Origin of the sequence: Turicibacter sp. H121, assembly GCF_001543345.1 — a bacterium.
Classification (GTDB): domain Bacteria; phylum Bacillota_I; class Bacilli_A; order MOL361; family Turicibacteraceae; genus Turicibacter; species Turicibacter bilis.
Window position 1 is genome coordinate 1,734,915 of record NZ_CP013476.1, and the last position, 13,136, is coordinate 1,748,050.

The window sequence follows — 13,136 nt, forward strand, 5'->3', positions numbered from 1 at the left end:
TGGGAAAGATGTTTAGTGGATCAGGAGTAGCGATTATAACACCATTTAAAAATGATCGAGTTGATTATGAAAAATTACGAGAACTGCTAGAGTGGCAAATTGCTAATGAGACAGATGCGATTATTATTTGTGGAACAACGGGTGAATCTGCAACGATGAGTGATGCTGAACGAAAATCGGTTATTAAGTTCACGGTTGAGGTTGTTAATAAACGGATTCCTGTCATTGCAGGAAGTGGAAGTAATAATGCTGCGTATGCGGTTGAATTGAGTCAATATTGTGAATCGGTTGGTGTCGATGGCTTGTTAGTTGTAACGCCTTATTATAATAAAGCAACAGAGAAGGGGCTTTTGAATTATTATGAGTTGATTGCAAGTCATGTCAATTTACCAATTATTTTATATAATGTGCCGGGACGTACAGGGGTAAATTTAACACCAAAGATGGTTGCAAAGTTAGCAAAGATTTCGAATATTATTGGGATTAAGGAAGCAAGTGGTGATATTTCACAAGTGGCCGAAATAGCTCGCTTATGTGGAACAGATTTTTCAATTTATAGTGGAAATGATGATATCATTATTCCAGTTTTATCACTTGGTGGAAAAGGAGTAATTTCAGTTTTAGCGAATATTTTACCAAAAGTTACACATGATTTAGTAAGTAGCTATTTAGAGGGCGAAGTAAATAAAGCACGTGATTTACAACTAAGTGTGAATGGACTTGTGCATACTTTATTTATTGAGGTAAATCCAATTCCAGTTAAAACAGCCATGAATCTCATGGGGATGAATGTAGGAAACCTCCGCCTTCCTTTAACAGAAATGGCAGCAGAAAATTTAGCAATTTTACAAGACGAACTAACGAAGTACGGATTATAGCACGAGGTGATATCAGATGTTGAATGTAGGTCTAAGTGGATGTAATGGAACGATGGGACGAATCATCCATGATTTATTATTAGAACAAGAAAATGTTCAAGTCGTTTTTGGGATTGATATTGAGCCGGAACGCTATGAGAATGATTATCCAGTATTCACAGATCCATATGAAATTAATGTAGATTGTGATGTGATTATTGATTTTTCAAAGCCAGAAAATATTGATCATTTATTAGATTATTGTGTGAATCATGAGACAGCAGTTGTGATTGCTACGACTGGACTTAGCGAAGCACAGGAAGCCAAAATTATTGAAGCTTCGCATAAGATTCCAATCTTCCGTTCAAGTAATACATCACTTGGAGTCAATGTATTGCTTGACTTAGTAAAAACAGCAACGCGTTTATTGAATGATAACTTTGATATTGAGGTTATTGAAAAGCATCATAATAAAAAGGTGGACGCCCCAAGCGGAACAGCTTTTATGATTGCTAACTCAATTAATGAGGAGCTTAATCAAGCGATGGATTATAATTATGGTCGTCAAGGTAATCATATGAAACGAAATGAAAAAGAGATTGGGATTCATTCTGTTCGGGGAGGAACGATTCCAGGTGAGCACACGGTTATTTTTGCAGGACCGGATGAGATGATTGAAATTAAGCATACGGCGTTATCGAAAAAGATTTTTGCCGAGCAAGCCATTAAAGCAGCAGAATTTATTACACATAAAGAAGCGAAGTTATATAACATGAGTGATATGATGCATGCAAATTAAGGGGGAAAAGAGAAATGAGTGAAATTAGTTTAACAGATCCATATGAGATTGCACGATATATTAAAGAAGCAAAAAAGAGTACACCTGTTAAAGTTTATGTTAAAGGAGATTTAGACGGTGTACAATTTCCAAATTGTCGTGTGTTTGGGGAAGGCCGTTCTTTAGTTGTTTTTGGTGAGTATACTGAAATTCAATCGGTACTTGCTGAAAATAAAGGGCGAATTGAGTATTATGAAATCGAAAATGATCGTCGTAATTCAGCCATTCCGATGCTTGATTTAAAACAAATTAAAGCTCGGATTGAACCTGGAGCAATTATTCGTGATAAAGTTAGCATTGGTGAAAATGCAGTTATTATGATGGGGGCGGTTATCAATATTGGTGCTGAAATCGGTGAGAATACAATGATTGATATGAATGCCGTTGTTGGTGCACGTGGAACGATTGGAAAAAATGTTCATATTGGAGCAGGATCGGTTATTGCAGGTGTGTTAGAACCACCTAGCAAAACACCAGTTATTATTGAAGATAACGTGATGATTGGGGCGAATGCGGTTATTTTAGAAGGTGTTCGTGTTGGAGAGGGTGCCGTTGTTGCAGCTGGAGCTGTTGTTACACAAGATGTTGCACCCAATACAGTTGTTGCTGGAATGCCAGCCCGTGTCATTAAAGAAAAAGACGAACAAACAGCTGACAAAACGCAAATTTTAGAAGATTTAAGATAGTAAGAAAAACAACAGGGGACCCCTGCGCTACGTGATTTAATCGAAAGATTAAAGTCGTAGCTTTCCTCCACTGGTAGGGCGAGTGGCTCAGAGTTTATGAAGATGATACGAATGTTGTTAGAGAATAAGAAAAAGAGGTATATCAACTAGATATGCCTTTTTTAATAAAGGGGGATTTTTAATGTTAAGGTTTGAAAAATACCAAGGAACGGGGAATGATTTTGTTATTTTTGAGATGTCTGAGTTAGATGGTTTGCAACATTCTCTACTAGCACAAAAGGTTTGTAATCGACGTTTTGGAATTGGTGCAGATGGAATGATTGTTGTTGCGCCTTCTAAAGTAGCTACAATGCAAATGATTTTTTATAATGCAGATGGAAGTATAGCGACGATGTGTGGAAATGGGATTCGCTGTTTTGCAAAGTATGCCACTGATCATGAGTTAGTTAAAACGAAAGTTTTTACGGTAGAAACATTAGCTGGCATTTTGACACTTGAAATAATTGAAAGTGATGATTTAACTAGTTTAGTGCGTGTAAATATGGGAAGTGCTATTTATCAACATGAATCAGTTCCGCTCCCAGGTGACGGAGATAAGTTTATTAATCAAATGCTTGAAGTTGATGGAGTACCGTATACTGTGAGTAGTTTATTCATGGGAACGATTCATACCGTATTATTTATGGATAACATTGATGAAGAGGCGGCGGCACGAATAGGAGCAGCCATTGAAAATCATCCACTATATCCGAACAAAACGAATGTAAATTTATGTAAGGTAGTAGACTCGAAAAATATCGATGTTTTAACATGGGAGAAGGGGGTTGGAATTACACTCGCTTGTGGAACTGGATCAGCGGCTTGCGCCTTATTAAGTCAAGATCTTTATGATTGCGAAACTAGCGTTACCGTTCATGTTAAAGGTGGTAACTTACTTATGGAACGAGTAGGTGAGGAAATATATATGACGGGACCGGCAACATTGATTTGTAAAGGACAGTACCTATATAATTAGCGCTACTATAGTTGGTCTTTCTATCAAAAAGACTGATTCTGATATATATATTTATGACATAGAAAAAAACCTTCTAAAGTACTTAGGTTTGCTAGCTCACTTTAGAAGGTTTAATTAATTTTATCTATTCGATCAAACTAGGTCTCCCTAGTATTAAGTTAAGATAGCACGTTAAATAGATGAAATGTTAATTGCTATCTTCATTAATAATATATGAAGGAAGGAGAATTGAGGAACAAAAGAATAGACAAGAGTAAGAAAAAAGGATACATCAAGTATCCTTTTTATTCATATTTTACAGCGTCTTCTGCTGTTACTTTGAAATAACCATCTGGCATTGGGCCACGTTGGTCTTCGTAAAGCTTGTTTTGTACATAAATGGCGACTTTATCGACATTGTAGTTGTAGCCATATGTATTAACTAAAGCATCAATGAAGCCTGCTTCAATACCTGAACCAAGATTAGTTGAGAGATGAAAGCTTTCGTTAAAATAAATATTTAAGATACCACTTTCCTCATCGAGTGTGGCTGAGGTAACAAAGGTATCTTCATTTATTGTTACAAAGTCTTTATTGTCTTGGTTCTCTTTAAGTGCTTCAGTTAAAGCATTAACATAGGCATTTTCGATGACGTCTACTTCCTTATCGACATAAAACATTTGATTCTGTTCTATATCATAGTAATAAAGTCGACTTATCCGTTGTTGAGTGTTAGGTGTTTGATTTGAATCTGAATTATCGTCTTGATTAGAATCATCAGATTCAGTTTTATTAGTTGAATCAGTGTTAGAATCGGAATTATTATCTTCAGGTATGGAAGTTTGGTTCTCTTCTTGATCACTTGTAGAAGAATCGTTTTCAGATTGTGCTGCTTGATTGCTATCTGATTCCTGTTCATTTGCTGGTGAACAGCCAAATAAACTAAAAACCATAAACAAACATGTCATCATTGCTACAATAAATTTCTTCATAAGACCCCTCCTAATAATTCGATTCGATAGTATTATAACAAGAAGAAATGTAAAAAAATGATGTATTATGGTAGGGTTAAAATAATTATAAAAAGTTTTGTGCGGGTGATAATTATAATTAATGAACAGAGGTGGAGAAAGATAGGATTAAATTGATTATGATTGCCTTTTTTGTAAGAGGACATCATTCTGATATCGCAAATATAAGTATTTAAGTGTCTAATGATATAGAAGATGTTTGGTCATAATGAAGTTAAATGCCACTTATTAGTATTAGGTTTTATGCTTAAGACAATAAGTGTTTTTAATGGTCTCGATTTTCTTTACCATTGAACTATGTAACATTTGATGTGTTATATTAGTCATGGTTTAAAAGAATAAACGAATAATGAAATTAACTAATAGAGAATATAAAAACTAAAAGAGGTGATTAAGCGATGGAAAAGAAGATTAAAATTCATGTGTTTCACACCGGAGAAGTAGGGGTTGATCCTGCGGTTCCATTTAGAGATGTTTCTCGTAATCCAATTGCCTATACAGGGTTATTTCGAAGTAAAAAAAGGAGAATTTTGCTTCCTGTATCTGCTTATTTAATTGAACATCCGAAAGGATTGGTCTTAATTGATACAGGGTGGCATCGTGATGCTAGAATTGATCAAATAAAGCATATGTCTTGGAAATTAAATTTTGCAAGCAAGGCAAGATTACCTGAAGGAGAGGCAATTGATGAACAATTTGGAAAGATAGGAATTAAACCAAGAGATTTAGACTATGTATTTTTAACTCATTTAGATGTTGATCATGCAAGTGGACTTGAACTAGTGAAAGAGGCTAAGCATATTATGACAAGTAAAGAAGAACTAGAAGCAGCTCAAAAAGGTGATATTCGATATTCAGATCGCTTTTGGAATGGTGTTAATTTAGAACCATTTGAGATGAAAGTTTCAAGTTATGGTCCATTTGGTAGAAGCTATGATGTGTTTGGTGATGAAAGTGTCTTACTTATTGATGTAGCAGGACATACAAAAGGGACAAGTCTAGTAATGGTTCAGAATCAAGGACAATTTGTTTTATTAACAGGAGATACGGGCTATGCTAAAGAGTCATGGGAAGAGCTTCGTCTTCCGGGGCCTGTTGATGATAAAGAAAAGATGAGAAAGACATTAAAATGGGTTCAGGAAATGTCAAAAAAAGAAGGATGTGTGGAAGTTTTAGCGACGCATGATCCAGAGGTTATCCCTCACGTTATTGAATTGTAGGAGGTCTGAGATGAAGGAGTGTCAATATAGGCTTAAGCGTATTATAAAAGAATTTGAAGTTTGCCATGATGCGCTAGTAGCTATTGGTGATGAAACGAGGCAACTTATTATTATGACGCTTTTAGAAAGTGATTGTAATGGAATTCGTGTCGGTGAAATTACAGAGAAAACGCATCTTTCCAGACCTGCTGTTTCTCATCATTTAAAGATTTTAAAAGAAGCAGGGATGATTAATATGAGAAGGGAGGGAACGAAAAATTATTATTATATGGATGCGAATGAAACTCAATGGGGGCAGATTGCCCAACTTGTAAATCATATTTACGAGGTGGTAAAGGATTTCGCACCCATTGATACAAGGAAGGGAGATGATTAGTATTGTTAGTTAAGTTATTAGTTTGTTTAATTGCTGGTTTAGGGGCAGGGATTGGAACTGGGTTAGCAGGATTGAGTGCAGCAGCAGTGATTTCACCGATGTTAATTAGTTTTCTTGGAGTGCCAGCTTATCAAGCTGTTGGAATTGCTCTCTCTTCAGATGTATTAGCCAGTGCCATTTCAGCGTATACGTATGGAAAAAATAAAAAGCTTGATATCAAGAATGGCTTAGTTATGATGGGAAGTGTTTTAATCTTTACCATGATTGGAAGTTATCTTTCAAAATTGGTCCCAAATCAAATGATGGGGAATTTTTCAATGTATATGACCCTTCTTGTGGGAATTAAATTTATAGTTAGGCCGATTATGACAGCTCCAGATGTAGTAGAAGAAAAGCCTACGCGTACAAAAATTATTCAGTCTATTTTATGTGGCGTACTAGTCGGGTTTATTTGTGGATTTGTGGGTGCCGGTGGCGGAATGATGTTGCTTTTAATTTTAACGAGTGTATTGGGCTATGAATTAAAAACAGCTGTTGGAACCAGTGTTTTTATTATGACATTTACCGCTTTAACAGGAGGTGTCTCACATTTAGTGATTGGCGGCATACCTAATTTAAAAATATTGTTTTTATGTATGATTTTTACATTGATTGGAGCAAGAGTCTCAGCAAAATTTGCAAATAAGGCTTCAGCTAAGGTTTTAAATCGAACATTAGGTGTAGTACTTACTGTTATCGGAGGCTTAATGATCATTATGGATTTATTAAAATAAGAAAAAAGTGAATTAGATTTCAAAAGTTGAAATTTTTAAAGTCATCGACAAGCACTAGAGTGATGTGAAAAGGGAATGAATATTAATTTCGTTAGGTTTTAAGTGAAAAAGTTCAATAAAAAAAGTCATTGAATAGTTGTGATCTATTTCAATGACTTTTTAAATTAAATGAATTTTATTTTTTCTTTATTATCATTGTAATCAATGATGATATCAGTGCAAATTTTAGATGAAAGATTCGCTTCACAGATGTGAGCTAATTGGATTAGGAGATATTCACCTGTATAGCAATATAGACATAACCCTTCAGGTTTTAAAACATAGGAGATTGGAAGGACCTCTATCATTTCATGATTTATCTTTAATTTAATGAAGGCCCGATTGTCTAGAGCCTGATTGATTATTTGACAGAGTTCACTTTCTAAATCAAAATTAGGATAAGGTAAGTCAATAATTAAACGTTTTTGAAGATGATTGATGATGTCTGAGCATTTATTAGGGTCCATGAGTCGAAATTTATCGATCAAAGAAGCTTCATGAATACTTTCACTGAGATGTTCTCCAATATACAAGGAGGTGATTAGCGCACAGTAGTCACTCTGTTTAAGAACTTGTTTAGCAATAATATAGTTTTTATCTATTTCAACGCCACCATCTTTTCCACGATAAATAATAATTGGAATACCTAAAATAGATAATTTATCTAAATCTCGTTGAATTGTTTTGGTTGAGACATTGAACGTTTTAGCTAGTTCCTTGATTGTCACTTTTGAGCTGCATTTTAATAGATAAAATATTAAATCTAATAATCTCATGCTACTGTTATTTATTATTTTTTAACCACATGATAGCACTATAGGCATGCATAGCGGCACCTGTTACAAGAATATCCTCATTAAATTGTACCTTTTCATTGTGCATTGGTTCACCAAATAAAGGATTTTCATTCTTTGCACCAGCGCCTAACATTAAATAAACACTTGGTACTTCATAAGAGTAAGAGGCAAAGTCTTCTGATCCCATACCACCTTGCTCGAATAAAATAACTGCTTGTTCGCCTACTAAATCTTTTACATATGAAGTTACTTCGTGCGCAAGTTTATTGTCATTAGCTAGTGGTGGAGTTGATGATAACTCAATTAATTCGGCTTCTCCTCTAAACATTTTTGCTGTCGATACAACGATATCGTTGATGCGATTAAAAATAAATTCTCCAATCTCTTTATCTAAGCTTCGGATAGTTCCTTCCATAATCACTTGTCCAGGAATGATATTAGGAGCATCTCCACCTACAAATTTACCGATAGTTACAACGGCTGGCTGAGTAGTAGCAATTTCTCGGGCAATAATTTCTTGTAAAGAAATATAAATGTGTGCGGCAATATTGATTGGATCCACACCTGTTTCCGGCATTGCTCCATGACATCCCTGTCCGTTAACTACGATTCTAAAACGATTGCACCCTGCAATAGTCGTTCCTAATCCACATAAGACAAGGTTTGAAGGTGTTCCAGAATGGACATGCATCGCCATTGCTGCATCTACTTTAGGATTTTCAAGGACACCAGCTGCGATCATCTTTTTAGCACCAGTAAAACCTTCTTCATCAGGTTGGAAAACAAGTTTAATCGTTCCTTCAATTTGACTTTGATTTTGTTTTAATAACTTAGCAGCACCAAGTAACATGGCTGTGTGCATATCATGTCCACAAGAATGCATGCATCCATTGGTTGATTTAAAATCACAACTTGTTTCTTCTTTCATTGGTAAAGCATCCATATCTGCTCGTAATAAGAATGTTTTTCCTGGTTTTTCACCTGAAATTGTCGCAACAATTCCACTCTCACAAATTTCTGTTGGTTCATATCCAAACTCTTTTAATTTATCCATTACAAATGCTTTTGTTTTTGGAAGAACAGCTCCCACTTCAGGATTTTCGTGAATGATTCGTCTGTAATTAATTAATTCATCTTTGATTAATAAGGCTTGTTCAATAAATGGATTCATAAATATCCCTCTTTACTTTCTAAATTTTATTTAATTAATGTCTATCATAACAAATAAATAGGACATATATAGTCTACATTAAAATTATTTTTTATACATAATAAAAATTTTTTTCTTTGTTTTTTTTAGAATATAAGCCCAGATAAGTTTTTTACATCGTAAAAATTTTAAATGCCTTAGTAGCGTCGGATTAGATTTCTTTGAGAGATTTGCAGGTAACCTATTCCCTAGCAGTTGAGAATGAATATTCTTCAAAAATGCTAGTAAATCTCTAGACTATAATCTGTCCTAGGATTAACGGCGATCATTAGCTAAGACTGATGTAGAATTGTAAAATACATTTCTGTTTCGTGAAGATTTTTTACTAACTATAATGATAACGGTTAAAAAAAACAATTGCTTTTATAGAACTCTCTGAAAGAATATGATACGATGATAGCAGTATCATTTAATTAATGAATATCATTGCATGAAGAGGAAGATGTATGTTTAATCATGAACAAATCAAAAAATTTACAGATGTAGAGATGTTAATCTATAATTATGTTATACAAAATTCGCAAAATATTCGATATATGACGATTAGAGAATTGGCGGATGCCGTTCATGTCTCAACTTCAGCTATTATGCGTTTTTGTAAGAAGTTAGACTGTGAAGGGTATGCGGAATTTAAGGTTCAATTCAAGTTGTATTTGGAAGATAAGAAAGAAAAACAACCATTAAATGATATATCAGAAGTCATGAATTATTTTGAGACCATTGATAATATTGAGTTTGAAAATAAGATTAATCAAATTGCTGAAATCGTTAGTGCCTCACAACAAATTGTCTTTATAGGGGTTGGGACTTCAGGGATTTTAGGAAAGTATGGGGCTCGCTATTTCTCTAATATTGGAAAGTTGAGTTACGTAATAGATGATCCATTTTATCCTAATATTGGTCATATTAGTGAGGAGATTGTTGCTATTGTTCTTTCCGTATCAGGGGAAACAGAGCAAACAATTAATTTAGCCAGACACTTTTTACAGCAACGTTGTACAGTCGTGAGTATTACAAATAGTATGAATTCAACGTTAGCAAAAATGTCACATTACAATCTTTCGTATTATATGACAAATCAAAAGAATAAGAAAGAGTATGACATTACGACACAAGTTCCTGTCATTTTTATTTTAGAGTCCATTGGAAGAAGAATTAAATAAAAGGCGTAGACACAGTAATTGTGTTTACGCCTTTTTTCTGTCACAAGGTGTTTCGTCTATGTCACGAGTTTCAAAGGTATGATACAAATTCTTGTTTTTTCTAATAATAATGACAAAAAGCGCTTTATTATTTAAAATAAGTGTGCAAGATAGTTAGAGAAATGATGTGGAGGTATTAAAATGGCTAGAGATTATGCACAGACAGCCAAAGAGCTAGTTGCTGCTTTAGGTGGGAATGAAAATATTAATAATGTTACTCACTGTGCAACGCGTTTACGTTTTATTTTAAGCGATCATAAAGTGGTTAATAAAGAGAAAGCAAGTAAAGTTCAAGGGGTTATTACAACGGTAGAAGCAGGAGGGCAATTTCAAGTTGTAATTGGGAATCATGTTAAAGATGCTTATGAACAAGTACTAAAATTAGTAGATGTTAGTGAAGAAAATGTCTCAACTTCAACAGAGAAGGTTGACATTTTTAGTCGAATCATTGATATCATTTCAAGTATCTTTGCTCCGTTCTTATATACATTAGCCGCTTGTGGGATTTTACAAGGGATTTTAGGAGTTTTAGTTGCATTAGATTGGATTGATACAGCAGATGGAACATACCAAGTTTTAAATTTTATTTCTTGGACAGCATTCACATTCTTACCTGTTTTAATTGCGATTACAGCAGCTAAGAAATTTAAGGTTAATGAATTTATTGCCGTTGTTATTGCTTGTGCCTTAATTTCACCAGATTATAATGCAATGGTGAATGATGGAACACAGTTAAGCTTTTTAGGAATTCAAATTCAAATGTTAAGCTATACATCATCAGTTATTCCAGTTATTTTAGCAGTATGGTTAGCATCTTATGTTGCAAAATTCTTTGAAAAAGTATTACCGACAGTTATTCGAAACTTATTCACACCAATGTTTACAATCGCTATTATGGTACCAGTTACGTTATTAGTTTTTGGACCATTTGGTGCAACAGTTGGTGGAGCGATTGGAGATACATATAATTTCTTATATAACTTAAGTCCAATTGTGGCAGGTATTGTTGTTGGGGGGCTTTGGCAAGTAGCAGTTATCTTCGGAGTTCACTGGGGAATTACGCCGGTTACAGTAGGAAACTATGCTTCGCTTGGATTTGATACATTTACAGCCCTTCAAGCATCTGCTGTATTTTCACAAGCTGGGGCAGCCTTTGGGGTATACTTTAAATCTAAAAATAAGGAATTAAAAGAAGTTTCTTTACCAGCGGCTGTTACAGCTGTATTCGGAATTACAGAACCTGTTGTTTATGGAGTTAACTTAAGACTTAAAAAACCAATGATTTGCGGATGTATTGCTGGTGCTATTGGTGGAGCGATTGCGGGAGCGTTTAATGCAGTCTCATGGAGTTATAATATGCCTGGTATTGCCACAATTCCTGCCTTCTTTAAAGTAGGATATATGACGCCATTTATTGGATTTATTATTTCAATCATTGTATCATTTGTACTTGGTATGGTATTAACAATGATCGTTGGATTTAATGACGAAAAATAAACAAATTAGTAGAGTTAAAAGAGCAATGATCGACTCATTGCTTCTTTACTATTTTGAAGCAGAAAATTATTTAAAAAATTAGATTAGGAGGTCCTGCTATGAATCAATTACCTAAGGAATTTTTATGGGGTGGGGCTGTTGCAGCTCACCAAGTAGAGGGAGGCTATAATAAAGGTGGTAAAGGAATCAGTATCGTCGATGTTTTAACAGGTGGAGCTCACGGTGTCGATCGAGTGATTACCGATTCAATTGAAGAAGGTAAATATTATCCTAATCATGAAGCCGTTGATTTTTATGGTCATTATAAGGAAGATATTGCACTATTTGCTGAATTAGGATTTAAGTGCTTTAGAACATCTATTGCATGGACACGAATTTTTCCGAAAGGTGACGAATTAGAACCTAATGAAGAAGGATTAAAATTCTATGATGACTTATTTGATGAGTTATTAAAATACAATATTGAACCCGTTATTACGTTATCTCACTTTGAAATGCCATATCACTTAGTTAAAGAATATGGAGGATGGAAAAATCGTAAGGTTATTGATTTCTTTGTTCGTTACAGTGAAGTCGTGATGAAACGTTATAAAGATAAAGTTAAATATTGGATGACGTTTAATGAAATTAATAATCAAAAAAATTATAAGTATCCATTATTCGGGTACACGTGTTCTGGAGTTATTTTTAATCAGGATGAGAATCCTGAACAATGTATGTATCAAGTCGTTCATCATCAATTAGTCGCAAGTGCTAAAGTCGTAGCATTAGGACATCAAATTAATCCAGACTTCCAAATTGGGTGTATGATGGCGTGTGTTCCGTTATATCCATACTCTTGTAAACCAGAAGATATGATGTATTCTGTTGAATCAATGCATGATCGTTATTTATTTAGTGATGTTCATGTACGTGGTGAGTATCCGACTTATGCAATTAAGGAGTGGGAACGTAAAGGATTTAATATTCATATGGAACCAGAAGATAAAGAAATCCTTAAAAATGGAACAGTAGATTATATTGGATTAAGCTATTATATGACAAATGCAGTTAAAGCGGACAATGTCGTAGAAGGAAATGGATTATCTGGATTCCCAGGAAGTGTACCAAACCCACATGTTAAATCATCGGATTGGGGATGGCAAATTGACCCGATTGGATTAAGATATGCGTTAAACTTATTATATGAACGTTATCAAAAACCTTTATTTATCGTAGAAAATGGTTTTGGAGCTATCGATACAGTTGAAGAGGATGGTTCAATTAATGATGATTATCGTATTGATTACTTAAAGGCCCATATTAAGGAAATGAGAAAGGCAGTAGTATTAGATGGTGTAGACTTAATGGGATATACACCTTGGGGATGTATTGATTGCGTCTCATTCACAACAGGTGAGTATAAAAAACGTTACGGATTCATTTATGTTGATAAACATGATGATGGAACGGGAACGATGAAACGTATGAAAAAGAAAAGTTTTAATTGGTATAAAAAAGTTATTGAAACAAATGGCGAAGAATTATAATTTATTAACCTAATTAACCATAAACCATGAAAAATAAAAATCATTCATTATAATTTTAGCTTGAAATAATAAAATTACCTAGAATAA

The 13,136-nt window shown here is 34.3% G+C and carries 13 protein-coding genes; 10 read left to right on the top strand and 3 right to left on the bottom strand.

Annotated elements, in window-relative coordinates; translation table 11 throughout:
- Nucleotides 1-8: 8 nt before the first annotated feature.
- From dapA to dapF, 4 genes are all read left to right on the top strand, one after another.
- A complete protein-coding gene (gene dapA, locus AT726_RS08355) occupies nt 9-878 on the top strand; it encodes a 4-hydroxy-tetrahydrodipicolinate synthase (protein ID WP_317452382.1) in 870 nt (289 codons plus the stop codon).
- Between the two features lie 16 nt (nt 879-894).
- Entirely contained in the window at nt 895-1,656 is a 762-nt protein-coding gene (dapB, locus tag AT726_RS08360; protein ID WP_055243261.1) for a 4-hydroxy-tetrahydrodipicolinate reductase, read from the top strand.
- A 14-nt stretch (nt 1,657-1,670) separates the two neighbouring features.
- Nucleotides 1,671-2,381 (top strand): 2,3,4,5-tetrahydropyridine-2,6-dicarboxylate N-acetyltransferase, encoded by a 711-nt coding sequence (gene dapD, locus AT726_RS08365; RefSeq protein WP_055243260.1) that lies wholly within the window; start codon nt 1,671-1,673, stop codon nt 2,379-2,381.
- Nucleotides 2,382-2,562: 181 nt separating this feature from the next.
- Nucleotides 2,563-3,396, top strand: a complete 834-nt coding sequence (dapF, locus tag AT726_RS08370) for a diaminopimelate epimerase (RefSeq protein WP_055277259.1) — start codon at nt 2,563-2,565, stop codon at nt 3,394-3,396.
- A gap of 284 nt (nt 3,397-3,680) precedes the next feature.
- Here the strand turns inward: dapF and AT726_RS08375 are convergent, their stop codons facing one another.
- Entirely contained in the window at nt 3,681-4,367 is a 687-nt protein-coding gene (locus AT726_RS08375; protein ID WP_055277256.1) for a GerMN domain-containing protein, read from the bottom strand.
- 437 nt (nt 4,368-4,804) lie between these two features.
- On the opposite strand from AT726_RS08375, the gene AT726_RS08380 reads away from it, so the two are divergent.
- From AT726_RS08380 to AT726_RS08390, 3 genes are read left to right on the top strand one after another with little or no spacing between them, the layout of a single operon-like run.
- A complete protein-coding gene (locus tag AT726_RS08380) occupies nt 4,805-5,626 on the top strand; it encodes an N-acyl homoserine lactonase family protein (protein ID WP_068759381.1) in 822 nt (273 codons plus the stop codon).
- Between the two features lie 10 nt (nt 5,627-5,636).
- Nucleotides 5,637-6,002 (top strand): ArsR/SmtB family transcription factor, encoded by a 366-nt coding sequence (locus AT726_RS08385; RefSeq protein WP_055277252.1) that lies wholly within the window; start codon nt 5,637-5,639, stop codon nt 6,000-6,002.
- 2 nt (nt 6,003-6,004) lie between these two features.
- Entirely contained in the window at nt 6,005-6,775 is a 771-nt protein-coding gene (locus tag AT726_RS08390; protein WP_068759382.1) for a sulfite exporter TauE/SafE family protein, read from the top strand.
- A 164-nt stretch (nt 6,776-6,939) separates the two neighbouring features.
- Here AT726_RS08390 and AT726_RS08395 read toward each other — a convergent pair whose 3' ends face one another.
- Nucleotides 6,940-7,542 carry a helix-turn-helix transcriptional regulator gene (locus tag AT726_RS08395; RefSeq protein ID WP_237297042.1) on the bottom strand — a complete coding sequence of 201 codons (603 nt, stop codon included), beginning with the start codon at nt 7,540-7,542 and terminating at the stop codon, nt 6,940-6,942.
- Between the two features lie 55 nt (nt 7,543-7,597).
- Entirely contained in the window at nt 7,598-8,782 is a 1,185-nt protein-coding gene (locus AT726_RS08400) for a M20 metallopeptidase family protein (RefSeq protein ID WP_068759384.1), read from the bottom strand.
- A gap of 485 nt (nt 8,783-9,267) precedes the next feature.
- Between AT726_RS08400 and AT726_RS08405 the strand changes: the two genes are divergently transcribed.
- From AT726_RS08405 to AT726_RS08415, 3 genes are all read left to right on the top strand, one after another.
- Nucleotides 9,268-9,984 carry a MurR/RpiR family transcriptional regulator gene (locus tag AT726_RS08405; RefSeq protein ID WP_055277244.1) on the top strand — a complete coding sequence of 239 codons (717 nt, stop codon included), beginning with the start codon at nt 9,268-9,270 and terminating at the stop codon, nt 9,982-9,984.
- A gap of 180 nt (nt 9,985-10,164) precedes the next feature.
- Complete coding sequence (locus AT726_RS08410; protein WP_068759385.1) at nt 10,165-11,520, top strand: PTS transporter subunit EIIC; 1,356 nt, start codon at nt 10,165-10,167, stop codon at nt 11,518-11,520.
- 98 nt (nt 11,521-11,618) lie between these two features.
- A complete protein-coding gene (locus AT726_RS08415) occupies nt 11,619-13,049 on the top strand; it encodes a 6-phospho-beta-glucosidase (RefSeq protein WP_068759386.1) in 1,431 nt (476 codons plus the stop codon).
- The last annotated feature ends 87 nt before the right edge of the window (nt 13,050-13,136 follow it).

Coding starts and splice junctions, on each gene's coding strand:
- AT726_RS08410 (WP_068759385.1), top strand. CDS start 10,165: ATGGCTAGAGATTATGCACAGACAGCCAAAGAGCTAGTTGCTGCTTTA.
- dapF (WP_055277259.1), top strand. CDS start 2,563: ATGTTAAGGTTTGAAAAATACCAAGGAACGGGGAATGATTTTGTTATT.
- dapB (WP_055243261.1), top strand. CDS start 895: ATGTTGAATGTAGGTCTAAGTGGATGTAATGGAACGATGGGACGAATC.
- AT726_RS08400 (WP_068759384.1), bottom strand. CDS start 8,782: ATGAATCCATTTATTGAACAAGCCTTATTAATCAAAGATGAATTAATT.
- AT726_RS08415 (WP_068759386.1), top strand. CDS start 11,619: ATGAATCAATTACCTAAGGAATTTTTATGGGGTGGGGCTGTTGCAGCT.
- AT726_RS08375 (WP_055277256.1), bottom strand. CDS start 4,367: ATGAAGAAATTTATTGTAGCAATGATGACATGTTTGTTTATGGTTTTT.
- dapA (WP_317452382.1), top strand. CDS start 9: ATGTTTAGTGGATCAGGAGTAGCGATTATAACACCATTTAAAAATGAT.
- AT726_RS08380 (WP_068759381.1), top strand. CDS start 4,805: ATGGAAAAGAAGATTAAAATTCATGTGTTTCACACCGGAGAAGTAGGG.
- AT726_RS08405 (WP_055277244.1), top strand. CDS start 9,268: ATGTTTAATCATGAACAAATCAAAAAATTTACAGATGTAGAGATGTTA.
- AT726_RS08385 (WP_055277252.1), top strand. CDS start 5,637: ATGAAGGAGTGTCAATATAGGCTTAAGCGTATTATAAAAGAATTTGAA.
- dapD (WP_055243260.1), top strand. CDS start 1,671: ATGAGTGAAATTAGTTTAACAGATCCATATGAGATTGCACGATATATT.